This window comes from Bacteroides stercorirosoris (assembly GCF_900142015.1).
Lineage (GTDB): Bacteria > Bacteroidota > Bacteroidia > Bacteroidales > Bacteroidaceae > Bacteroides > Bacteroides stercorirosoris.
Genome location: NZ_FQZN01000054.1, coordinates 1 through 23086, shown reverse-complemented (window position 1 = coordinate 23086; position 23086 = coordinate 1). Strand labels below are relative to the sequence as shown.

The following is a 23086-nucleotide window of genomic DNA, read 5'->3' as shown; positions in this document are numbered from 1 at the left end:
AAACCTAAACGAGGTTCGATTTCTGAGATTTTTTGTATCTTTACCATGTGTTTTTAGTTTAGATTACCCCCGTTTTGGCCGTCAAACCGTTTTTTAGGGGGAATGCTTAAAGATACAAAAAAGGCAACTAACTCGCAATGAATTAGTTGCCTTAAATTTTATTATTTTTCAATTCATCAAAGGTTCTTCTTCACCGCCTCAATCAATTCCTGATATTCAGCATCCGTCAAGTATACTTTTCCCGGATTCATCTGGAAGGTACCACCATAATCAGGGCCATCCACATACTTCGGAGCAAGATGGAAGTGAAGGTGCGACAATTTATCGGAATATGCACCATAATTAATCTTCTCCGGATTAAACGCCTTTTGCATGGCACGAGTCACACGGGCAACATCTTCCATAAAAGCATTACGGTCTTCATCACTCAATTCATTCAAATCATTCGTGTGGTCTTTGTAAGCCACAAGGCAACGCCCCCTGTATGTTTGTTCCTTAAATAAAAACACACGGGATACACTCAATTCTGCAAACTCAATCATCAGATTGTGCAATGTCTCATTATTCTGACAATACAGACATTCTTTCGGATCACTTTTCATGATATTCTTGGTTTATTATTTATGTTTACGGAGCAAAGATAAACTTTCTATCCTTATTCCATGTCGACATTCTCATTCTTTTGTCCGACTAATTTATACACATCAGCATTTTCTCCTACCACCCAAACAATATCATCTTCCATAAACGGCTCATGCGAATCGGGTGCATGCAAAGCTTCTTCTCCCCTCTCAACGCCTACAATCAAGCAATGATATTGCTCGCGAATACCGGATTCACGCATTGTCTTACCCAGAAATACTGAATGGGCATCCACACGGAACTGGCGCAAAATCATTTCACTCTTTTCAACGACATCAGTTTCTAAAGCCGCAGCCTTTTCCATCTCCGCACCAAACTGATTCAACTCTTCATCGGTAGCTATGACCTGTATCTTATCTTCCGGGAAAAGCCGCACGGAAGCCCCTGGTATATTAATCCTTTTCCTGCCACGAAGAATAGACACAACGTGTACGCCATATTGTTTACCAAAATTAAGTTCGGCAAGCGTCTTTCCCGCCCAAGCCGACTCACCAGGTACCACAAAATCCGTTAAGTGCAAATCACGGGATAACAGACGTCCCGCATATTCGGGTTTCTTTTCACCCAGATATTCGGCACGCATATCCCGATAGCGCAGGTTCTGAAAAAATTTCCGCTCTATCATGATAGATTGCTTCTTCAGCTGGCGGGACAGAATCATCATCGTAACCACCAAAGCCGCCACCCCAAGCAACAGACCGACAGATATTTTAAATAAGCCCGCTATCACGAACATTACAAATGAAACAGCAATCAAGATACGTATGACAATCGTTGCAACCAATGGCGCACGATTGCCACGACTATCATTCCACAGAGTTACAAACTCCACAGAATGGTTCTTTTTTATCATGATGGCCCGCAAGAAAGGAGCTATAAATAAGATAGTAACTACTGCCGCCAACAATTTTCCCCAGATACCGGGCAAATTTTCCTGAAATAACGGAACCAGAAAACGAAAAGACAATGCAATGACGGCTATACTGACAATGGAGTAGATAAGTGTGATTCTTGTCAGGGCAAAGATAAATTTCTTCCATAGACTCTCATGATTCATAGGCTGCGAACCGGAAGCATATCTTGTCAGGAAGGCCATCCATCTATCAGGTAAATGCTTGTCTACAAAATCAGAAGCCGGCTCGGCAAAACGGATCATATAAGGAGTCAGAAAAGTAGTAATGACCGAAACCGCCACCACGATAGGATACAGAAAATCGCTCGTCACATGAAGGGACACGCCAAGCGATGCGATGATAAAGGCGAACTCACCTATCTGCGTCAGACTGAAACCGCATTGCATAGCCGTCTTCAACGGTTGCCCTGACAACAACACTCCCAACGTACCAAATAAAGATTGTCCCAGGATGACCGCCAGCGTAATCACAATAATAGGAAGCGCATACTCCACAATCATAGCAGGATCTACCATCATACCAACCGAAACAAAAAACACCGCACCAAAAAGATCTTTCACCGGCTTTACCAGTCGCTCGATACTCTCCGCTTCCACCGTTTCGGCAAGAATGGAGCCCATAATAAATGCCCCGAAGGCCGCAGAAAAACCAGTACGGGCCGCCATAACAACCATACCGAAACACAAACCAAGCGAAACTATGAGCAAAGTTTCTTCACTCATCAGCTTACGGCAACGCTTCAACAATTCGGGTATCAGGTAGATGCCGACAACAAACCAAAGTATCAGGAAAAAGAGCAACTTCCCAATGCTCTCCAGCATTTCCGTCCCCTCAAAATTATGCCTCACCGCCATAGTGGACAGCATCACCATCAAGACAATAGCAAGAATGTCTTCGAGTATCAGCACACTGAGCACCAATCCGGTAAACTGTTTCTTGCGCATTCCCAAATCATCAAATGCTTTATAAATGATAGTGGTAGAAGACATGGCAATCATACCCCCCAGGAAGATACTATCCATGCGTTGCCAGCCAAAGCCTGTTCCGACAGCGATTCCGAGAAGAATCATGCAGAAAATAATGGTACAGGCAGCAATGATAGCCGCTCCACCCACTTTGACTATTTTTTTAAAGCTAAATTCCAGTCCTAACGCAAACAGAAGAAAAATCACACCGATATCCGCCCACGTCTGTATATTCGCCGTATCCATTACCGAAGGTGTATATGGCATATGAGGACTAGCCAGGAAACCGGCTACGACATATCCCAACACCAATGGCTGTTTCAGTTTCTTGAACAATAGCGTCATGACTCCAGCGCAAATCAGTATCAGAGCCAAATCGTTTATCAAAGTAGCTAAATGTGACATATTATTTGTCCTTTCGTGTTTTTGCTGACAAAAATAGTAATTTTTACAGCACAAAGAATCACAAATTCACAAACTTTTTTTCTTCCAATATTGTTGAACTAACAATCAATCATTTAAGGTATATTATTATGGAAGAAAAGAAAGAAGCCCGTGAAGAACGGAACAGAGAAAAGTTGGCTAATGCCGACTGGGTTATGGCGGAATTTTATGCGAGCTGGTGTCCTCATTGTAAGCGCATGCAGCCTATTGTAGAAGAATTCAAGAAATCAATGGAAGGAGTTCTTGAAGTGGTACAAGTGGATATTGACCAGGAAAGCGCTCTTGCCGATTTTTATACAATCGAAATGTATCCTACATTTATATTATTGAGAAAAGGCGAGCAACTTTGGAGGCAATCCGGAGAGTTACCCCTGGAAAGACTGGAAAAAGCGGTGAAGGAGTTCAAATCCTGATTGAAGACAGTATTCTTGATTGGCGCGCTATTTTGTGCATAAAATACAAAAGAGGAATGATTCACTACAATTTTCTTCAAAGTCACCGAAGTTTGGCAAGATTCTATTGAAGTATTATTGCTTTATCTCCTTTCTTCTTTGCCTTCATACACACAGTTTATCACACTCGTAATCAACATAATAGGGTTGACTACAGTTGTGGTTTACGTGCTTCACGACTGTGGTTTGCATGCTTCACAATTGTGAAGCACGCAAACCACAGCTGTAAACACTAATATAACATTGTCTACCAACAGAATAAACATACGAAGTTAATCTTATAAAGATAAGCTATTGACATTTACATTCCCTACACCAAGACAGTGAAAGTGGGCGGCAAATGGAATGCAACATTAAAGAAATCTATCGAAATGCAGCGTATTTTCCATCATTTTGAAGAGAATATGCAGAAAAATAAGGGGTGGTAAAATGGCACATTTATGCAGTAAACAGACATTAACTCGAAGAGAAGCAACACAATAGCTTCTTTTCAGGCCGGTGTAGGCAACTTTACCTACACCCTGTTTTAATTTACTTCCACCACCGTTCTACATCCGATGAATAGGGGGATACAGAGTGAGGGTGTAAGCGTGTAGGTAAAAGTATGCGTAAACTACATGTAGGGATTTTGCTCTGCTTGGACATACACCTACCTACAACTTATTACTCAAATAATCCGTCAGGCTATCTTCTCGTTCCAACCCGAACTTCTTTCGCAAACGATAACGAATGGTCTCGACACCACGAACGGAAATATTCAACAGAGGGGCAATCTCTTTAGTAGAAAGGTTCATCTTCAAATAAGCACACATCATGCGCTCATTGTTAGAAAGGTCGGGATGCTGAGCATGGAGACGCTTCATGAAGTTGTTATGAATCAGATCAAACTGCTCCTCTATACGCTTCAGAACCTCATCGCTCTGAATATTGGAATCAATTTTGCCGTTTATCACCAAAAGGAGCTGCTTACCTTCACGAGCCCCCTCTCCTTTCAGCGAAGAAGCCACCTTAAATATTTCCGATTTAATCTCTGTCAGCATCTCATTTTTACGCACAAAGTTTATCATGAGGTTCGCCATTTCCTGACTCTTATGCTGGAGATCATATTCCAGTTTTTCTTTTTCCAATTGCATAATCTGCTTCTCACGGCGGGATTTTTCAGCTTCAAATTCTTTCTCCATTTCATGCAATTCTTTGTCCTTCTCTACAACCGCCTGTTCTTTCTTCCGTCTCACACGAACATCATCCCAACGGTAGACATACCATAATCCCAAAAACGCGATGACAAAATAACAAATATAAGCAGGAATGCTGCGATACCATGGCGGAAGAATCCGAAAGGAAAGTTCATCTGACGAAGTGGTGCCGTCCGGATAAATCACTTTTACTTCAAAAGTATAATCTCCCTCAGAAAGATTACTGTACTCCTTGGTACGTACGGTAGTATAATCCGACCAGGGACCTCCGTTCAGGCGATACTGAAAACGAACATCATCACCGCCCAAAGCTATAAAAGAAAGGCTATAATCAAAGCGGACAGAATTGGAAGTATAGTCAATAGCGAGAGAGGGTTTCTTTCCGAGAAAATTGGCCGTAAACACCAACGAATCCTTGGGATAGGTAAGATGCATATTCCGGATATAGACAGTATGAGTCAAGTCTTGCCGATGCTTCACCGCCGGAAGAGTGAATAAAGCAAAACCTTCTTCACTCGGAATCACTATAAGAGAATCCGAAAGAGGAACAATCGCTTCATAAGGAGGCACAAGCTCCAGCAAAGACGTACGAATAGGATTTATACTGGTATTAGCTCCCCTTTTATAAGTCCCCAAATTGGCGATACAGATTTCATGCGGACTCAGACTGATGAGATGGTCATGATATTCCAACAGGCGGGTATAAGGTACAGCTCCATTCAACAGATTGTTCAGATCATTGCAGGGCTCCATCATATCTTTATGAATATTATATTTATAGATTCCCTGCGGAGTAGCAAAATAGACACGACCTTCTATCTTGGCAACATGTATGTCGCGTTCCACCGGAAACCCTTCTGCCATACCATAAGATTTCATACTGACCTGCCGGGTTAAATCTTCACTCAACTCAATACGCATAAGTGTACCGGAATTATAAACCCATAAGACTCTGGCGGATTCCTGCTCGAACAAACGGCACGAATCCATAAATCCATCGACCTTGCAAAGCACACTCCACTCTCCCGCTTTCTTCTCCAAAAGGTAAATGCCATTATAAACCCCGACAAACATACGGTCGGGATGTCCCACAACCTCTTGACAATACCAAGCACCCGTTATATCCGTTATACGGCGCATACTTGTACCTTTTATCTGAAAAATACCACGGTCGTGAAGACAAAAGAGCTCGTCGCCAATCTTACAAAGGTTCCAGACCTGACCGCTGGATTGAGGTATAGGATGAATATCAGGCAAATCGCCGTTCAACTTTACCGGATAGGAAGTATAATAAAGTCCGCGATTGGTGCCCAAATAGAGGTAACCGCCTTCTACGGCAGCCGTATAGCCTGTACCGTAAGAATAGGGATATGAGTACAGATTGGTAAAAGGAGAACTTAGAGAAACATAGTCCACTCCACTATCCAACCCTGCCCACAAATTCCCCTGACTATCAAAAGCAACAGAAAGCACAGTATTATTGCGCAATCCGTTATTCTCGTTGAAGTATTTCAAACCCATGGTAGCACAATCTATCAATAGCAGCCCCTTATGAATAGTTCCCAAAGCAATCTTATCATCCTGGGCAGCTACACAAAAGACCTCGTTCTCCCGCATGAAGTCTTCAGCACCGGTGGTAAAAGGTACGGTAGTGCGCCCGTTGCAATAAAACAAGCCATCGTATGCCGTAACAATTATAACGCCTCCGCCTTTATGGGGAATAATGCCGCGAATACGATTGGAGGCCAGCGAATCAGCCCCTTGTAGAGGAAAAAAAGTATTTCCGACCAATACCCATACCCCACGGTCGGTTCCTATATAAAGAATACCATTCACCATATTGGAGCAGTCTATTTTGGCATCCATCTCAATAGTGGCATATTTTCCGTTCAGGTATTTCACCACGCGGTCGTCTCCTTGCACATAAAGAATATTATCCGCTTCGTGAATCCCCCACACATTGCCAAGAAGACGGGAAGCATCGCCAAGCGAATCGGACATGCAATGATAAACCAACTCACCATCATCCAACGGTTCATAATAACCAAATTCATTAATACCCCCTGCATAGATTCTTTTCTGAGTAGTGGACGCCAATACAGAACGCACATCTGAAAAGTTATTCATCGGAAACACCGTCCAGACATTTCCGTCAAACTGTACCATGCCGTTCTTATTTGCAAAATAAACCCAATGGTCATCATAAGGGGCTATCTGCCAGGTTTGCGTACCTTTACCATAAAGACTCTTATCGAAGTTGACAATGAAACTATTCCAACCGGCAAAGACTTTGCCAAAAGGTATCAAAAATAGAAATATAAGGACCCAATATGAAGAGTAAGGTTGTATCCGTATCATATATATTAGATTTTAAGAAACAAAGCTATTACTTTTTTCGTAAAAAGCAATAAAAAAAGAGATACATTCTTTGTCAGAACATATCTCCTTTCTTGAGCCTCTTGTCGGATTCGAACCAACGACCCCGAGATTACAAATCACGTGCTCTGGCCAGCTGAGCTAAAGAGGCGGGTGGGTAAGCTTACTATATCGCGCCGCTACAACCAACTACCTTTGCTGCGATCAAGCCCTGGAGGATTCGAAGGGAGCTGGCCGTATAGGACTTACCCGTATTTTCGTTTGCGGGTGCAAAGGTAGGCATTTTTATTAAACTTGCAATAGTTTGCCCAAACTTTTTTCAACTTTAACAAGAATACAAAGGTTACAAACAATATTATTTATACCTTTGCGCCCATATTCCTAATGAAAGATGACAGAAAACAGAGGTTACTTACAACGATATGCCATGCTATTCGGCACTTACCTGGGGGGATTTTGGATTTTGAAGTTCATTCTGTTCCCTTTGGGGTTAACTGTACCATTCTTACTTTTCCTTTTCGGAGGGCTGACCCTATGCGTGCCTTTCATGGCATACTATTATGTACGCATGTATCGCAACCATGTATGTGGCGGTACTATCAGTTTCCTCCACGCGTGGATTTTCACCGTATTCATGTATATGTTTGCCGCATTGCTCACGTCCGTGGCACATTACATTTATTTCCGTTTCATAGATCAAGGTTTCATACTGAACACATACGAAAGTTTACTGAATAACTTTGAAGCAAACATCCTGCCGGGAATGGAAATATATATCGAACAGTTGAAAGATGCTTTGAGCGTGATGCGTTCATTGTCTCCGATAGAAATCACTATGCAATTGATGTCCCAGAATGTTTTCTACGGATCGTTGCTTGCCATTCCTACTGCTTTGTTTGCCATGAAGCGGCCACCGGCTGACCACATAGGCGGAAGATAAGGTAATAGAGTGGTAAAATGATAAAATGGTGATTAAAAGTAATTTCAATCGTAAATCGTTAACGTACCTATGCGATAAAGATTAAGTAATATGTCATGACCATAGGGAATAAATCGTAAATAAGAAAGATGGATATTTCAGTTGTCGTTCCTTTGTATAATGAAGAAGAGTCTCTTCCGGAACTGTATGCATGGATTGAACGGGTGATGAAAGCTAACGGTTTTTCATACGAAGTAATCTTCGTGAATGACGGCAGTACCGACCGTTCCTGGCAGATTATCGAAGAACTAAGCCGGAAGTCGGATACAGTGCATGGCATCAAGTTCCGTCGCAACTATGGGAAGTCACCGGCATTATTTTGTGGTTTTGAAAAGGCACAGGGAGATGTAGTCATCACAATGGATGCAGATTTGCAGGACAGTCCTGACGAAATCCCCGAACTATACCGAATGATTACAGAAGATGGTTACGACCTGGTGTCCGGTTGGAAAATGAAGCGATATGACCCGATTTCGAAAACCATTCCTACGAAATTATTCAATGCAACCGCCCGGAAGGTATCCGGAATAAAGAACCTGCACGATTTCAATTGCGGACTGAAAGCCTACAGAAAAGACGTGGTAAAGAACATCGAAGTATATGGTGAAATGCACCGCTATATCCCCTACCTCGCCAAGAATGCAGGTTTCAATAAAATCGGAGAAAAAGTAGTCCAACATCAGGCACGTAAATTCGGGAAGACGAAATTCGGTGGACTGAATCGTTTCTTCAATGGATATCTGGACTTGATTTCACTTTGGTTCCTGTCAGCTTTCGGAGTGAAACCGATGCACTTCTTCGGGCTCTTGGGTTCATTGATGTTTGTCTTTGGTTTTATCTCGGTAGTCATTGTGGGAGTTATGAAGCTGTATCATATGCACAACGGAATGCCCTACCGCCTGGTTACGGACTCCCCCTACTTCTACTTGTCGCTGACCGCCATGATTATCGGAACACAATTGTTCCTTGCAGGCTTTCTCGGCGAACTAATCTCGCGCAACGCTCCCGAACGAAACAAATATCAAATAGAAAAAACAATATAAGGCCATGAGAAAATTAGTAAAACTGGTATTGCTTTGTCTGATTGCTTATCCCATTGCCAGCATCGTCTCTTCGTGTTCGGAAGAAGAAGATTGCTCTATGAATGCACGCCCGATGATGCAATGCTATCTCTATATCATAGATAGGGAAAACAACAATAGGGTGCTGAATGATACGCTCGATTCGCTGACCATTACGGCTCTGGAAACAGACTCCATTATTCTTAATAACGAGAAAAGAGTGCATGGATTGTCATTGCCGTTGCGCTATACGGCCGACTCTACCGTACTAGTATTCCATTATAGCAAAGATCCCAAGATTAAAAAAGATACAATCATCATCCGTCAGAAAAACACCCCCTATTTCCTTTCGATGGATTGCGGCTATCAAATGAAGCAGAGTATCACAGGCAGAGAATATAGCCGCCACATTCTTGACTCCATATACATTCAATCAAAAGAAGCAAGCATCAATGGAACGGAAAATCTTAAGCTCTTTTATCGCAATTAGCCTGGTGCTTTATTTGCTGACGGGACTTCCGGCACAAGCGCAGAATAGCAACCAGCCCCCCGCTTCCAATCCGCCAAAGGAGCAAAAGAAGGATACGGATGCAGAGGCTTTCCCGCTATACAACGGTGTAACCGTCAGTGTAGACTTATGGGGTATTGGAAGCAAAGTTCTCGGAGGGGATTTTCTCAGTTCGGAAGTGGCCGTCGATGTTAATCTAAAGAACCGCTTCTTCCCGATAGTGGAACTCGGATATGGTGGAACCGACGCATGGAATGACAATGGCACACACTACAAAAGCAGTGCGCCTTATTTTCGCATCGGAGTGAATTACAATGCTCTTTATAAAAAGAAATTCGATAATTTTCTGTTTGTCGGTTTGCGCTACGCTATGAGTAGTTTCAAGTATGACGTTGAGGCCCTTTCCGTAGACGACCCCGTTTATGGTGGAGCTATCGGGAATCCCAACCAAATGGATGACATCTGGGGCGGTAGCGTTCCTTTCAATCATAAGTTGAAAGGGTCGATGCAATGGTTTGAATTCTGCGTGGGTATCCGTGCACATATCTGGAAGCAATTCTATATGGGTTGGGGATTACGTTTTAAATTCCGCACCAGTTCATCTACGGGAGAATATGGCGACCCGTGGTATGTACCGGGATTCGGCAAATATGGCTCAAACACGATGGGCGTAACTTATACAATCACTTATAAACTACCATTCTAAAAACTTATGACCGGATTAGAGATTTGGCTTCTTGCCCTGGGCCTCGCAATGGATTGCTTTGCCATATCCATTGCCAGTGGTATCCTTCTAAAACGTACGCTATGGCGGCCCATGCTAACCATGGCGTTTTTCTTTGGATTGTTTCAAGCTATCATGCCACTTCTCGGGTGGATAGGTGCCAGCACGTTCAGTCACCTAATAGAGAGTCTGGACCACTGGATTGCTTTCGCTATCCTCGCCTTCTTAGGCGGACGCATGGTCAGGGAATCTTTCAAAGATGAAGATTGTAAAAAAGAATACGACCCGAAAAGCCTGAAAGTAGTATTGGCACTGGCCATAGCAACCAGTATTGACGCATTGGCCATTGGAGTATCATTCGCATTCCTGGGTATACGGGATTTTTCGGAGATACTATCGCCCGTTTCTATCATTGGATTCGTATCTTTCGCTATGTCCCTTATAGGATTGATGTTTGGTATTCGTTTCGGTTGCGGTATCGCACGTAAACTACGCGCAGAGCTTTGGGGAGGTATCATCCTGATTATTATCGGAACCAAAATATTAATAGAACATTTGTTTTTCAGTTAAACCCCACCTTATGGAAAAAAAAGTACAGAGAAACTTCTTATGGATTGCCCTGCTCATACTGGGAACAATCTGGATACTTGCACGCCACAACCGTACAGAACCTTACACCACCGTGAACGGACTGATATTCGGTACGGTTTATAAAATCACTTATCAATATGATGGCGACCTGAAAGCTGAGATAGACGACGAGTTGAAGCGTTTTGACGGTTCGTTGTCTCCTTTCAATGACACGGCCACCATCACCCGGATTAATCGCAACGAAGACATAGTGCCGGACACGTTCTTCACCAATGTATTCAACCGTAGTATGGAGATTTCCAAAGAGACGGATGGTGCATTCGATATTACGGTTGCTCCGTTGGCAAATGCCTGGGGTTTCGGCTTCAAGAAAGGGGCATTCCCCGACTCGGCCATGATAGATAGCTTGTTGGAAATCACCGGATATACCAAAGTAGCTTTATCCGAAGAAGGGAAAGTAGTGAAACAAGACGCTCGTATGATGCTTTCGTGTAGTGCCGTCGCCAAAGGGTATGCGGTGGATGTCATCGCACAATTCCTTGCAAAGAAGGGCATTAAGAACTTCATGGTGGACATAGGCGGAGAGATTGTGGCACGTGGAGAGAACCCGAAGAAAAGCTCGTGGAGAATTGGTATCAATAAGCCCGTAGATGACTCATTATCCATCAATCAGGAATTGCAAACGGTGCTGAATGTGAGCGATGTGGGCATTGCCACTTCGGGCAATTATCGTAATTTCTATTACAAGGACGGAAAGAAATATGCACACACCATAGACCCGAGAACGGGGTATCCTGTGCAACACAACATCTTATCCGCTACCGTAGTGGCCAAAGATTGCATGAGTGCCGACGCTTATGCCACCGCATTCATGGTAATGGGGCTGAAAGAAGCGGAACGCTTTGCCAATGCACACCCGGACATTGATGCTTGCTTCATCTATACAGATGAGAAAGGAGAACTCCAAATCTATTATACGAAGGGGATGGAAAGGTTTATAGAAAGAAAATGATAATTTAGACTAATAATCACTTTATAAAAACACCGTTGAAATGAAAGGGCTCTATACTATTTTGCTTTTAATTGTCTCTAATATCTTTATGACTTTCGCATGGTACGGCCATCTGAAGTTACAAGATATGAAAGTGATCACAAACTGGCCGCTTTATGCCATAATCCTCTTTTCATGGAGTATCGCTCTTGCGGAATATTTTTGCCTGGTTCCCGCCAATCGCATTGGTTTTATTGGTAATGGCGGACCTTTCTCACTGATACAACTAAAGATTATTCAGGAGGTGATTACGCTTATCATTTTCACCGTTTTTACTACTATCCTTTTTAAAGGTGAAAGCTTGCATTGGAACCACTTTGCGGCATTTGTTTGCTTGGTGCTGGCGGTGTATTTTGTGTTCTATAAATGATGATTTAGCGGGCGGATGCCCGCTAAATCATCATTTTCTTAGGCAAAAGTTCTTCCTGAACATTAGTCATACTCCCCCAAAGACTATAACGGGCTTCCGGGTTCATCTCTTCCAATTGATGCAAAACCTCTTTCATGTCGCTACGATGAGATTGCGCTTCATACGGGCAATTCTTCACTTGTTTGCGATATCCCCTGATTTGCGCCAGTTCCACTAAATCAGCCTCATGCACCAGACACATCGGACGGATAATCGTCATATCAAATTTCTTCATAACCAAGCGGGGAGGCATGGAGCTGAATGCTCCCTGAAAAGTGATATTCATCAATAAAGTCTCCAATATATCATCCATGTGATGCCCTAATGCTATTTTATTACATCCTTGTTCTTTGGCTACCGTGAATAATGCCTTCCGCCGATTCCATGAACAGAGGAAACAAGGAGACTTACGGGTATCTGTACTTGCATCGAATTCCGTCTCATACAACACAAAAGGTACCCCCCACGACTCTACATATTCACGCAGATATGCCAAATCACTCTGATAAGGGATATTCTTCATAACCACATGCACGGCAACTACCGAAAAACCGGGCTTATAGATGCGAGCACGTCTCGCCAACAACTCTACCAACGCCAAAGAATCTTTGCCGCCGGAAAGTCCGATAAGAATCTTGTCACCGTCCTCTATCAGACCATATTCCACCAGTCCTTTGCTAAACCGCTTTTCAATGCGGCGAATGGTTTTCTCTTCTTCGGTAAATTGCGCCATGATGATTTTAGCTTTTGTTGCTTGTACTCCTTGTTACTCGTAGCTTTTTGCGGTGCAAAAGTAAGAGAAAAGAACGATTTAAGGAAGAATTAACAAAATTGAATAACGGAATTCAGCATTATTCCCGATTAATTTGTATTTTTGAACATTAGAATTTGTAAGTTGGATAACTAGCATGAAAAAGAGATATATTTCATTCCTTCTATTTTGCCTTGTATTAGCCGGTGCATCAGCACAGACATTAGAACAAGCAAAAGCCTTCTACAAAAAAGGGCAATATGAGAAAGCCAAACCCGTTTTCAAGAAATTCGTCAAAACACAACCTGCAAACGGAAACTATAACTTGTGGTATGGTGTGTGTTGCCTGGAAACAAGAGAGCCTGATGTGGCCGTAAAATATCTGGAGACGGCCGTAAAAAAACGTATTCCGAGCGGCCAGTTATATCTGGCGCGCACCTATAATGACTTATACCGCTTCGAAGATGCCATCAAATGCTATGAGGAGTATATCAGTGACCTGAGCAAAAGAAAAAGACCGACCGCAGAAGCTGAAAAACTTCTGGAAAAAAGTAAAGCAAATTTCCGCATGCTGAAAGGTATCGAAGAAGTTTGTATTATTGATAGTACCGTAGTAGACAAAGAACGTTTTCTGGAAGCTTATAAGATTAGTCCCGAGTCAGGTAAACTATTCACATATAACGACTTTTTCCAAAATAAGGAAGAAATGGAAGCCACCGTATATGAAACAGAACTTGGCACCAAGATTTATTACGGTGAACGTCAATCCGACGGTAAACTTAGCATCCTTTCCCGCAACAAGATGCAAGGCGAATGGGGAAAAGGTAGTTTGCTACCCAGCAGCATCAACGATTCCATCAATGCCAATTACCCGTATGTGCTGACCGACGGCGCAACCATCTATTATGCGGCCGATGGCGAAAACTCAATCGGAGGATACGACATATTCGTTACCCGCTACAATACGAATACCAATACCTATCTGACCCCGGAAAACGTAGGAATGCCGTTCAACTCCCCCTACAACGACTATATGTTCGTTATTGACGAGTTCAACAACCTCGGATGGTTTGCTTCCGACCGTTATCAACCGGAAGGCAAAGTCTGCATCTATGTATTCATTCCCAACTCTTCCAAACGAGTGTACAATTACGAAGGAATGGACAAGAAAAAGGCCGTCCGACTTGCCCAAATTCATTCACTGAAGGATTCTTGGGTAGATCAAAATGTCGTATCCGATGCGAAACGCCGCCTACAAGCCGCAATAAATGAAAAGCCACAAGCCGAACGGGCACACGACTTCGAATTTGTCATTGACGACCATACCACGTATTATCAATGGAGTGATTTCAAATCACCTCAAGCCAAGAATCTATTCAGCAAATACCGCCAACTGGAAAAAAGTTACAGGCAACAACTGAATAAACTGGAAGAGCAACGCACGTTGTACTCCCGAGCCAATGAAAGCGATAAAGCCAAGCTGGCCCCTGCCATACTTGATCTGGAAAAGCAGATGCGACAATTGTCGGACGAAGTGGAACGCGCCGCCATCAAAGTGCGCAACACCGAAAAACAAACTTTAAAACCCTAATAATTATGGACATACTCATCATCATCGTACTCATCATTGCGGCGGTCATCCTGTTCCTGGTAGAACTGTTCGTCATCCCGGGCATCAGCGTAGCCGGATTCCTGGCAGGTGGTTGCATCATCTTTGCCAACTACTACGCTTTCACCTATCTGGGCACCACAGGCGGGTTCATCACGCTCGGCATATCGGCAATAGCCTGCATAGGTTCGCTGGTCCTGTTCATGCGCTCCAAAACGCTGGACAAGATTGCGCTAAAAAAGAACATCACATCCAAAGTAGACCGTACGGCCGAAGACCAAGTGAAAGTCGGTGACACGGGAGTAGCTTTCACACGTCTGGCATTGATTGGAAACGCTGAATTTAACGGCAACATTGTGGAAGTGAAATCCATGGATGGCTTCCTGAATGAGAAGACCCCTATCATCGTAAGCCGCATCACAGATGGTGTGATTATGGTAGAAAAGATAAAAGATTAGTATTCACACTTAAATATCGTATAAATCATGAACGTAGACTCTATGTACTTAACTGCCTTTCTTGTGATAGGAGGCATTATCTTCATCGTACTGTTCTTCCACTATGTTCCTTTCTTCCTATGGTTGTCCGCCAAAGTTTCGGGAGTCAGGATTTCATTGGTGCAATTGTTTCTAATGCGTATCCGTAACGTGCCCCCCTACATCATTGTGCCGGGCATGATTGAAGCGCACAAAGCCGGACTGAGCAACATCACCCGCGACGAGCTGGAGGCTCACTACCTTGCCGGCGGACACGTGGAAAGAGTGGTTCATGCATTGGTGTCCGCCTCCAAAGCGAACATCGAATTGTCCTTCCAGATGGCCACCGCCATCGACCTTGCCGGACGTGACGTGTTCGAAGCGGTTCAGATGTCGGTAAACCCGAAGGTGATTGACACTCCTCCCGTGACGGCCGTGGCTAAGGATGGTATCCAGTTGATAGCAAAGGCTCGTGTGACGGTGCGCGCCAATATCCGCCAATTGGTGGGTGGTGCCGGTGAAGACACTATTCTGGCACGTGTGGGCGAAGGTATCGTATCTTCCATCGGTTCGTCCGAAAACCACAAGTCGGTATTGGAAAATCCGGATTCAATCTCTAAATTGGTGCTCCGCAAAGGGTTGGATGCCGGTACGGCATTCGAAATCTTGTCCATTGATATTGCTGATATCGACATAGGTAAGAACATCGGTGCGGCATTACAGATTGACCAGGCAAATGCGGATAAGAACATTGCCCAAGCCAAGGCTGAGGAACGTCGCGCAATGGCCGTGGCCAGCGAGCAGGAAATGAAGGCGAAAGCTCAGGAAGCCCGTGCAAAGGTGATTGAGGCAGAAGCCGAAGTGCCTAAGGCTATGGCAGAAGCATTCCGTAGCGGTAATTTGGGTATCATGGATTATTATCGGATGAAGAACATCGAAGCCGATACTTCCATGCGCGAAAACATAGCCAAACCTACAGGTAATAACTCAAACCAGCCATTGAGTAAATAACCCGGTAAAAATATTATCCCCGAAAAAACGTCGGAACCGGTGAACAGTAATCCCGTTCCGGCGTTTTCTTTTTTACGAACATATTAACCCATAAAATCCAGCATATGAAAAAGTATTTTGCATCTTCCGAACTCATCATCAATGATGATGGTTCCGTATTCCACCTACACGTAAAGCCGGAATGGCTGGCAGACAAAGTAATCTTGGTGGGCGACCCGGGACGGGTGGCATTAGTAGGCTCGCACCTTGAGAATAAAGAGTGTGAAGTAGAAAGCCGCGAGTTCAAAACCATTACCGGTACCTATAAAGGCAAGCGAATCACGGTGGTTTCCACGGGCATCGGTTGCGATAACATCGACATCGTGATGAATGAGTTGGACGCTCTGGCAAACATTGATTTCAATACGCGCGAAGAGAAGCCCCAACTCCGCCAACTGGAACTGGTGCGTATCGGCACTTGTGGCGGTCTTCAACCCAATACCCCTGTAGGTACATTTATCTGCTCGCAAAAGTCCATCGGTTTTGATGGCTTGCTGAACTTCTATTCGGGACGCAATGAAGTGTGCGACCTGCAATTTGAACGCGCCTTCCTCAACCACATGGGATGGTCGGGAAACATGTGCGCCCCCGCTCCTTACGTGATTGACGCCAATGCCGAATTGATTGAACGCATTGCCGCCGATGACATGGTGCGTGGCGTAACCATTGCCGCCGGTGGCTTCTTTGGTCCGCAAGGGCGCGAGTTGCGCATTCCGCTGGCCGACCCGAAACAGAATGAGAAAATCGAGAACTTCGAATACAACGGTTATCGTATCACCAATTTCGAGATGGAAAGCTCCGCACTGGCAGGTTTGAGCCGCCTGATGGGACACAAAGCGACCACGGTATGCATGGTGATTGCCAACCGCTTGATAAAAGAGGCTAATACGGGCTACAAGAATACGATTGACACATTGATAAAAATCGTACTGGACAGAATTTAAGTTTACCCCGAAAAAGTCTATCTTTGCAATCCAAATAACGAAAATATATGATGAACCAGGATACTATCTGTGCTATAGCCACGGCTCAAGGGGGAGCAATCGGGAGCATACGTGTCTCAGGACCGGATGCCATCAGCATAACCAGCCGCATCTTTACTCCGGCAAAATCGGGTAAGACCCTGACTGAAAGCAAACCTTACACACTGACTTTCGGACGGATATATGATGGCGGGGAAATTATCGACGAAGTACTTGTCAGCCTCTTTCGCTCCCCGCACTCTTATACGGGAGAAGATTGCACGGAAATCACCTGCCACGGTTCCAGCTATATCTTGCAACGGGTGATGCAACTACTCATCCATCAGGGTTGCCGCATGGCCCAGCCGGGCGAATACACCCAGCGCGCCTTCCTGAACGGGAAGATGGACCTGAGTCAGGCGGAGGCCGTGGCGGACCTGATAGCCTCGTCGTCCGTCGCCACCCACCGCCTTGCCATGAGCCAGATGCGTGGAGGGTTCAGCAAAGAGTTGGCGGACCTGCGCAACCAGTTACTTCATTTCACATCGCTTATTGAGTTGGAGCTGGACTTCAGCGACCATGAAGAGTTGGAGTTTGCCGACAGGACCGAGCTTTGCCAATTGGCGGATAACATTGAGGCGGTCATCTCCCGCCTTGTACACTCGTTCAGCGTAGGAAATGTAATAAAGAATGGAGTTCCCGTAGCCATTATCGGTGAGACAAATGCCGGGAAATCGACCCTGCTCAATGCCTTGTTGAACGAAGACAAGGCCATTGTGAGCGACATTCACGGCACCACGCGAGATGTCATTGAGGACACCGTAAACATGGGTGGAGTCACGTTTCGTTTTATTGACACGGCGGGCATCCGGGAGACGAATGACACCATTGAAAGTCTGGGCATAGAACGCACGTTCCAGAAGTTGGAACAGGCCGAAATTGTGCTCTGGATGGTAGATGCAACGGATGCCGCTTCGCAAATCAACCAATTGTCCAAGCAAATACTTCCGCGTTGCGAAGGGAAACACTTGATTCTTGTATTCAATAAGGCAGATTTAGTGACCGATGCTTCAAGCGTCGTCCCTGCCGGTTTTCCGGACAATGTGCAATCTATTGCTCTATCTGCCAAACGGAGGACAAACATTGATGAATTACAACAAATATTGGTAAGTGCCGCTAATCTTCCATCGGTGACACAGAACGACGTAATCGTTACAAATGTTCGTCATTACGAGGCTCTTACGCATGCTTTGGAAGCGATAAAGCGTGTACAAGAGGGGTTAAGAAGCAATCTATCCGGGGATTTCGTGTCTCAGGACATCAGGGAGTGCATTTTTCATTTAAATGACATTGCGGGAGAGGTGACGAATGACATGGTGTTGAGAAATATTTTTGAGCATTTTTGCATCGGGAAATAGCAGTATATAATCAATTGATTATCAATATATTATACAATATACAATAGAAAGTAAAAGAAGAAACAGTCCAACTTAGATAACATTGATAATCAACACATTAAATGCAAAGGAATAATAAAGTATTGTATCAATTTTTCATAATTTTGTCCCCCGTTTGTTCCCTGAACGGATACAAGGGACAAAATTCTGTCCCTCATACAATTTAACAGTGATAAATAAGCAAATTTTATCAGTACCACTAAAACTTATCCAAATTACAGATAATATTCGAATAGAACTGAATTGTTTTTTCAGCCAAAATAGATTCTGATAATCAAGCGATTGGTATATTTGAATATAACAGCAGAAATCATCACCAATGAGATTTCATATAATACATTTGATAAATATTCCCAACCATTATTGCGAAGTATTCGAATCATGGCATATTGAACATCCTCTTAAGTCTCACAGTGATTTTTATAGGGTGATTTGAAGAATTCACTGAAAAATATTTGGAGTATTGCGAAATTATTCTGTACATTTGCGCCTCTTTTGAAAATTTACAATGCAGCAAAATAGAATGAACATATTATCCCAAACGACAATTCGAGGCAACAAATGCTTCGAAGTTCAGTCGTATGTTCTTCATGTTTGGAGCATTGAAACGCCAGAGAATATCATAAATACTTTCCAACGAACAGATATAGGAGATAAGATGCGATAGATGCTCGTATCTTGATCTTAAAATAAACAACAGAATAGTTGGAGAGTCCTTACCGAACTTTCCAACTATTTTGTTTTATGCCCATTGGTGACTGTTTGCTCCGTGCAATTCCTCTCCCGTCATTTCCGTACAATGAGCACAAGAACAACCAATTTTAATTAACCGCACAGCAATGTGCACAAAAGAGAGCAAAATGAATTACAAGTTTGACGGAAGCAAGGTGTATTTTACATCGGACACGCACTTTTATCATTCGAATATCATTGACTTTTGCAAAAGGCCATTCAAGAATGTAGAAGATATGAATGAAACACTGATCGAAAATTGGAACCGGGTAGTTGGTCAAGATGATATCGTGTTTCATCTGGGGAATTTTTGCCTGGGAGGATCCCATGAATGGACCAAGATTCTTAACAGACTGAATGGAAAAATCTATCTCATTCTCGGTAATCATGATCTAAAAAATATCAGGCAAGGGTACGCCAGCAGGTTTGAATTGACAAGCATGCAAATGCACATAGAGGTCGACAAGCAGAAAATCTACCTGAACCACTATCCGTTCCTCTGCTATGGAGGTGCTTACAGGAATATGTGGCAACTGTTCGGGCATGTGCATACGAGCAAGAATAATACGGGAAAAGACGCTTCACGGCTGGATATGCTCTTTCCGACGCAATATGATGTGGGAGTGGATAATAATGACTTTACTCCGGTCTCATATGAGCAGGTAAAGAGGATAATCCAAAAACAGGTTGAACAAGCAAATAAAAATAAGTAATATGAGAATACAATATATGAGCGATCTGCATTTTGAGTTCAAGGAGAACAGCAGGTGCATAAAACAAAACAGATTTCCGGTAACGGGCGATATACTCGTATTGGCCGGAGGTATTTTCTATCTGAAAGACAGAGTAGCTCCTTTGGGGAATTTCTGGGAATGGGCATCTAAAAACTATAGGCAGGTTCTTATTGTTCCCGGGAACCATGAATATTACAATTATTGCGATGTGATGGAACGGGGATTACAATGGCGATGGATGTTTAAAGAGAATGTCGGTTATTATCAAAATCAAGTATTGAGAATAGACGATACCGATTTCATAATGAGCACATTTTGGTCGCATATCGAACCGGCAGACGAATATTTCGTTTGGAAAGGACTTAACGATTTCCGTCAGACCATGTACAAAGGGAAACTGCTCCAAACGGAAGCATATAATCAGATGCATGACTTCTGTTTAGGGCATATCAAAAAAAGTCTTGCCGAAAGTACGGCAGAACACATAGTGGTCGTGACTCACCACCTGCCTACTTTGCAGGTTGTTGCTCCTCAGCATAAAGGTTCCGTATTGAACAGTGCCTTTGCCAGTGAATACGGAGACCTGATCGGTAACAGCCGGATCAATGCTTGGATTTACAGACATTCGCATACCAATATCGACACAGAAATCGGGAGTACAAAAGTGATTTGCAACCAGATGGGATATGCATTTGAAAACGAGCATGTAATCAATGGATTTGATCCGGGGAGATTTTTAACGATTGAAAACGAATGAGATATGGAACGACATAAGAAGACAATCTTTACCAGGCATCTTTTCATAGACTTGGCAAAAGAATGCGGATTGAATGCTGCGATATTCGAACAGCTCGGAAGCAGGCGCGATACAGAAATCGTGGTTGATAACGATACATTGAAGATGTTAGTTAAACTTCAGGAACAATTTGCTCAACTGGAAGAGATGGGTGACAATGAATACAGAGGATTTTATATCGAATTGCCCCGTCCTACTCAGGAAGAATGGGGAGATTGCGAAGCGTCGATTGCAGACAGAGAATATGAGAGCAAGGAAGAATATTTCCGGGATTGGGAATTGTCAAATCCCAGGGAAATGGTATGGTATCATGTTAGCTCCGCCAGATATAAAGAAAATCGTACCATACAATTCTCGGACAGGAAACACTCGTATTTTACTATTGCGAATTATTCCCGATATGGAGACAGAATAGGTGATTGTTTTTATCCCGAATGGCAAAGGGATTTCTTTGTAAAGTTGGCCTTATATCTTCAGAAGCTAATCGATGCTATCATACAAGATCCGGAGGGGTTCAATGATTATGTGGCGAATCATCTTCCTTACCAGCAGCGAAACGGAAGAATTGCGAGAAAGGAGTTCAACAGAATCGAACCGAGATTTAAAATTGAAGTCGAAGACGAGGAGACTGCAATAAAAGCACTGGAGGATTCCGTCTGCAAGAATTTCGGGCGACTGTTAGATACAATGACGATATGTTCGTATTGCAAATACTATCGGATCGCTCATGAAGCCTATGACCGGTATTTTGAAAGGTTTGATACTACACGAAAGAAGCGGACCTTCCTGAATGGAGTACCATTGGAATTACAAGATGTCGCATATTACAACATGGTTAAATTCTGCGATTTGCAAGATGAATACGATCTCGACAGTGAAACGGATTTCAACAAATTCGCCTCAGACCATTATGGGGAACTGGGATTGTCGCGGCTGAATGTACTCGCATCGGATTTTGACAGCCCCGGTTGGAGAATCATTGTTTCCAACAGCTACTCAGCGTATGCGGATGTCGCGATAGAAGTCGCCACTGCACTTTACAAGACTGGCGCTCCTTTGGAAATACACGACGCTGCCAAACTTTTACGAATACTCAAGGAGAAGGATCATGTGAAATTGATTCCGTACACATTTCACGACTACATGGGCCATCATGAAGAAGGAACCGTTTATCAACTTCCATTGGAATACGAATGTAGGGATAGCGAGGAGAATGTTTTATCATTGAAACAATACCATGACATTATCTCTCTGGCAGAATGGGATGAAATAAAAAAAGTAAACATTGACAAAAACAGGATATAATCCCATAATTATTAGCAACATATTTGGCTGACAATGATAGTCTGCCAAATATGTTATAATTAACTATATAATTAAAAACAAGAGGAATTAATTAAAAAGAAGCGTGTAAAAGGATGAAACTTGACTCAAATTTTATAGCATTCTGCAAGCGGAGCATCGCATTGGAACAACGAATGGCGAAACAGGCGGGAAAACGGTTGAATGAAGCAATGCGCAACAATATCCAAGATATTAATGTATTGGATCAGATTGCGACCAGCTACTTGACACTATGTCAGGGCTATCAGGTGCGGGAGAACGAACTTATATGAAATATATCAAATACTTGGGAACGTTTAACCCTCAAGCTGCAGAAAAAACAAAAGATGCCTATGAAGATATCATGGGATATAAGATACATGTAGCATACGCAGCGGCACGATTGGCCAAAGAATTGCACAAAAGACAGGTAGATCAAGCAGGTAAAGATTACTTTGAAGAACATTTATCGACTGTCGGACGAAACGGTTTCGACTGGAAAGAAAAAACCGTGGGATTTCTGTTTAATGTAGCTGAAGATACAGGTCATACCGTAAAAGAGATCATTAGAAAACTGAAAGCGATACTGGATGACTGGGAGAAGAACAAGGCAAAACATGAGGCACTTGGATTTATGAATTTGAAGATATCGTAGGATCCTTTCCGAACGAAAAATACCACAAATTAACAAAGCAAGAATGGGACGAGATTGAAGAGGCTCTCGATCTAATGGACTTCCGCACAACTACCAATCGTGAAACATATATCGAACGTTTCCGCGGAGACATCGGCACTGTCCACAATTTTGTGTAAATAGAAAACTTCAGGATTCGGGTTTTATACTTGAATCCTGTTTTCAAATATAGTAATAAATTGGTTAAATA

At 43.3% G+C, this 23086-nt stretch carries 22 protein-coding genes and 1 tRNA gene; 18 read left to right on the top strand and 5 right to left on the bottom strand.

The window, feature by feature from the left end:
• Positions 1–176: 176 nt before the first annotated feature.
• The gene (locus BUC01_RS23525; RefSeq protein ID WP_025835047.1) at positions 177–602 is read right to left on the bottom strand and encodes an HIT family protein; all 426 of its coding nucleotides are present in this window, start codon (positions 600–602) and stop codon (positions 177–179) included.
• Positions 603–655: 53 nt separating this feature from the next.
• A complete protein-coding gene (locus tag BUC01_RS23520) occupies positions 656–2926 on the bottom strand; it encodes a monovalent cation:proton antiporter family protein (protein WP_025835049.1) in 2271 nt (756 codons plus the stop codon).
• A gap of 128 nt (positions 2927–3054) precedes the next feature.
• Between BUC01_RS23520 and BUC01_RS23515 the strand changes: the two genes are divergently transcribed.
• Complete coding sequence (locus BUC01_RS23515) at positions 3055–3378, top strand: thioredoxin family protein (RefSeq protein WP_073315068.1); 324 nt, start codon at positions 3055–3057, stop codon at positions 3376–3378.
• Positions 3379–4070: 692 nt separating this feature from the next.
• Here the strand turns inward: BUC01_RS23515 and BUC01_RS23510 are convergent.
• Together BUC01_RS23510 and BUC01_RS23505 are read right to left on the bottom strand one after the other, a co-directional pair.
• Entirely contained in the window at positions 4071–6971 is a 2901-nt protein-coding gene (locus tag BUC01_RS23510) for a triple tyrosine motif-containing protein (protein WP_073315066.1), read from the bottom strand.
• A 95-nt stretch (positions 6972–7066) separates the two neighbouring features.
• Positions 7067–7140, bottom strand: a tRNA-Thr gene (locus BUC01_RS23505).
• A 240-nt stretch (positions 7141–7380) separates the two neighbouring features.
• Here BUC01_RS23505 and BUC01_RS23500 point away from each other — a divergent pair.
• The 7 genes from BUC01_RS23500 (at position 7381) to BUC01_RS23470 (ending at position 12273) form a co-directional block, all read left to right on the top strand.
• A complete protein-coding gene (locus tag BUC01_RS23500; protein ID WP_073315064.1) occupies positions 7381–7929 on the top strand; it encodes a DUF4199 domain-containing protein in 549 nt (182 codons plus the stop codon).
• A gap of 128 nt (positions 7930–8057) precedes the next feature.
• Positions 8058–9011 (top strand): glycosyltransferase family 2 protein, encoded by a 954-nt coding sequence (locus tag BUC01_RS23495; RefSeq protein WP_025835051.1) that lies wholly within the window; start codon positions 8058–8060, stop codon positions 9009–9011.
• A gap of 4 nt (positions 9012–9015) precedes the next feature.
• Positions 9016–9519, top strand: a complete 504-nt coding sequence (locus BUC01_RS23490; protein ID WP_025835053.1) for a DUF6452 family protein — start codon at positions 9016–9018, stop codon at positions 9517–9519.
• On the top strand, positions 9482–10243 hold the full coding sequence (locus BUC01_RS23485; protein ID WP_025835054.1) for a DUF6048 family protein: 762 nt from the start codon (positions 9482–9484) through the stop codon (positions 10241–10243). The genes BUC01_RS23490 and BUC01_RS23485 overlap by 38 nt, the downstream gene beginning before the upstream one ends.
• A gap of 6 nt (positions 10244–10249) precedes the next feature.
• Positions 10250–10831 (top strand): manganese efflux pump MntP, encoded by a 582-nt coding sequence (locus BUC01_RS23480; RefSeq protein ID WP_025835056.1) that lies wholly within the window; start codon positions 10250–10252, stop codon positions 10829–10831.
• A 10-nt stretch (positions 10832–10841) separates the two neighbouring features.
• Positions 10842–11864 carry an FAD:protein FMN transferase gene (locus BUC01_RS23475; RefSeq protein ID WP_025835057.1) on the top strand — a complete coding sequence of 341 codons (1023 nt, stop codon included), beginning with the start codon at positions 10842–10844 and terminating at the stop codon, positions 11862–11864.
• Positions 11865–11904: 40 nt separating this feature from the next.
• Entirely contained in the window at positions 11905–12273 is a 369-nt protein-coding gene (locus tag BUC01_RS23470) for a DMT family protein (protein WP_025835059.1), read from the top strand.
• A gap of 22 nt (positions 12274–12295) precedes the next feature.
• Here BUC01_RS23470 and BUC01_RS23465 read toward each other — a convergent pair whose 3' ends face one another.
• Complete coding sequence (locus BUC01_RS23465; protein WP_073315061.1) at positions 12296–13045, bottom strand: PP-loop family protein; 750 nt, start codon at positions 13043–13045, stop codon at positions 12296–12298.
• A gap of 175 nt (positions 13046–13220) precedes the next feature.
• On the opposite strand from BUC01_RS23465, the gene BUC01_RS23460 reads away from it, so the two are divergent.
• The 10 genes from BUC01_RS23460 (at position 13221) to BUC01_RS25990 (ending at position 22857) form a co-directional block, all read left to right on the top strand.
• Positions 13221–14654 carry a tetratricopeptide repeat protein gene (locus BUC01_RS23460; protein ID WP_025835061.1) on the top strand — a complete coding sequence of 478 codons (1434 nt, stop codon included), beginning with the start codon at positions 13221–13223 and terminating at the stop codon, positions 14652–14654.
• 5 nt (positions 14655–14659) lie between these two features.
• Complete coding sequence (locus BUC01_RS23455) at positions 14660–15130, top strand: NfeD family protein (RefSeq protein WP_025835062.1); 471 nt, start codon at positions 14660–14662, stop codon at positions 15128–15130.
• A 27-nt stretch (positions 15131–15157) separates the two neighbouring features.
• Positions 15158–16159 (top strand): flotillin-like protein FloA, encoded by a 1002-nt coding sequence (floA, locus tag BUC01_RS23450; RefSeq protein WP_073315059.1) that lies wholly within the window; start codon positions 15158–15160, stop codon positions 16157–16159.
• A gap of 104 nt (positions 16160–16263) precedes the next feature.
• Positions 16264–17142, top strand: a complete 879-nt coding sequence (locus tag BUC01_RS23445) for a nucleoside phosphorylase (protein WP_025835063.1) — start codon at positions 16264–16266, stop codon at positions 17140–17142.
• A 50-nt stretch (positions 17143–17192) separates the two neighbouring features.
• Positions 17193–18578 carry a tRNA uridine-5-carboxymethylaminomethyl(34) synthesis GTPase MnmE gene (mnmE, locus tag BUC01_RS23440; RefSeq protein WP_073315071.1) on the top strand — a complete coding sequence of 462 codons (1386 nt, stop codon included), beginning with the start codon at positions 17193–17195 and terminating at the stop codon, positions 18576–18578.
• An 899-nt stretch (positions 18579–19477) separates the two neighbouring features.
• Complete coding sequence (locus tag BUC01_RS23435; protein WP_025835064.1) at positions 19478–20062, top strand: metallophosphoesterase; 585 nt, start codon at positions 19478–19480, stop codon at positions 20060–20062.
• Between the two features lies 1 nt (position 20063).
• The gene (locus BUC01_RS23430; RefSeq protein WP_025835068.1) at positions 20064–20840 is read left to right on the top strand and encodes a metallophosphoesterase; all 777 of its coding nucleotides are present in this window, start codon (positions 20064–20066) and stop codon (positions 20838–20840) included.
• A 3-nt stretch (positions 20841–20843) separates the two neighbouring features.
• Positions 20844–22184 carry a hypothetical protein gene (locus BUC01_RS23425; RefSeq protein ID WP_025835070.1) on the top strand — a complete coding sequence of 447 codons (1341 nt, stop codon included), beginning with the start codon at positions 20844–20846 and terminating at the stop codon, positions 22182–22184.
• Positions 22185–22297: 113 nt separating this feature from the next.
• Positions 22298–22495, top strand: coding sequence for a hypothetical protein (locus BUC01_RS25995; RefSeq protein WP_243462739.1), 198 nt, complete (start codon positions 22298–22300; stop codon positions 22493–22495).
• Positions 22492–22857, top strand: coding sequence for a hypothetical protein (locus tag BUC01_RS25990; protein WP_243462740.1), 366 nt, complete (start codon positions 22492–22494; stop codon positions 22855–22857). Before BUC01_RS25995 ends, BUC01_RS25990 begins: the two co-directional genes overlap by 4 nt.
• Positions 22858–23086 lie beyond the last annotated feature (229 nt).

Coding starts and splice junctions, on each gene's coding strand:
- BUC01_RS23525 (WP_025835047.1), bottom strand. CDS start 602: ATGAAAAGTGATCCGAAAGAATGTCTGTATTGTCAGAATAATGAGACA.
- BUC01_RS23520 (WP_025835049.1), bottom strand. CDS start 2,926: ATGTCACATTTAGCTACTTTGATAAACGATTTGGCTCTGATACTGATT.
- BUC01_RS23515 (WP_073315068.1), top strand. CDS start 3,055: ATGGAAGAAAAGAAAGAAGCCCGTGAAGAACGGAACAGAGAAAAGTTG.
- BUC01_RS23510 (WP_073315066.1), bottom strand. CDS start 6,971: ATGATACGGATACAACCTTACTCTTCATATTGGGTCCTTATATTTCTA.
- BUC01_RS23500 (WP_073315064.1), top strand. CDS start 7,381: ATGACAGAAAACAGAGGTTACTTACAACGATATGCCATGCTATTCGGC.
- BUC01_RS23495 (WP_025835051.1), top strand. CDS start 8,058: ATGGATATTTCAGTTGTCGTTCCTTTGTATAATGAAGAAGAGTCTCTT.
- BUC01_RS23490 (WP_025835053.1), top strand. CDS start 9,016: ATGAGAAAATTAGTAAAACTGGTATTGCTTTGTCTGATTGCTTATCCC.
- BUC01_RS23485 (WP_025835054.1), top strand. CDS start 9,482: ATGGAACGGAAAATCTTAAGCTCTTTTATCGCAATTAGCCTGGTGCTT.
- BUC01_RS23480 (WP_025835056.1), top strand. CDS start 10,250: ATGACCGGATTAGAGATTTGGCTTCTTGCCCTGGGCCTCGCAATGGAT.
- BUC01_RS23475 (WP_025835057.1), top strand. CDS start 10,842: ATGGAAAAAAAAGTACAGAGAAACTTCTTATGGATTGCCCTGCTCATA.
- BUC01_RS23470 (WP_025835059.1), top strand. CDS start 11,905: ATGAAAGGGCTCTATACTATTTTGCTTTTAATTGTCTCTAATATCTTT.
- BUC01_RS23465 (WP_073315061.1), bottom strand. CDS start 13,045: ATGGCGCAATTTACCGAAGAAGAGAAAACCATTCGCCGCATTGAAAAG.
- BUC01_RS23460 (WP_025835061.1), top strand. CDS start 13,221: ATGAAAAAGAGATATATTTCATTCCTTCTATTTTGCCTTGTATTAGCC.
- BUC01_RS23455 (WP_025835062.1), top strand. CDS start 14,660: ATGGACATACTCATCATCATCGTACTCATCATTGCGGCGGTCATCCTG.
- floA (WP_073315059.1), top strand. CDS start 15,158: ATGAACGTAGACTCTATGTACTTAACTGCCTTTCTTGTGATAGGAGGC.
- BUC01_RS23445 (WP_025835063.1), top strand. CDS start 16,264: ATGAAAAAGTATTTTGCATCTTCCGAACTCATCATCAATGATGATGGT.
- mnmE (WP_073315071.1), top strand. CDS start 17,193: ATGAACCAGGATACTATCTGTGCTATAGCCACGGCTCAAGGGGGAGCA.
- BUC01_RS23435 (WP_025835064.1), top strand. CDS start 19,478: ATGAATTACAAGTTTGACGGAAGCAAGGTGTATTTTACATCGGACACG.
- BUC01_RS23430 (WP_025835068.1), top strand. CDS start 20,064: ATGAGAATACAATATATGAGCGATCTGCATTTTGAGTTCAAGGAGAAC.
- BUC01_RS23425 (WP_025835070.1), top strand. CDS start 20,844: ATGGAACGACATAAGAAGACAATCTTTACCAGGCATCTTTTCATAGAC.
- BUC01_RS25995 (WP_243462739.1), top strand. CDS start 22,298: ATGAAACTTGACTCAAATTTTATAGCATTCTGCAAGCGGAGCATCGCA.
- BUC01_RS25990 (WP_243462740.1), top strand. CDS start 22,492: ATGAAATATATCAAATACTTGGGAACGTTTAACCCTCAAGCTGCAGAA.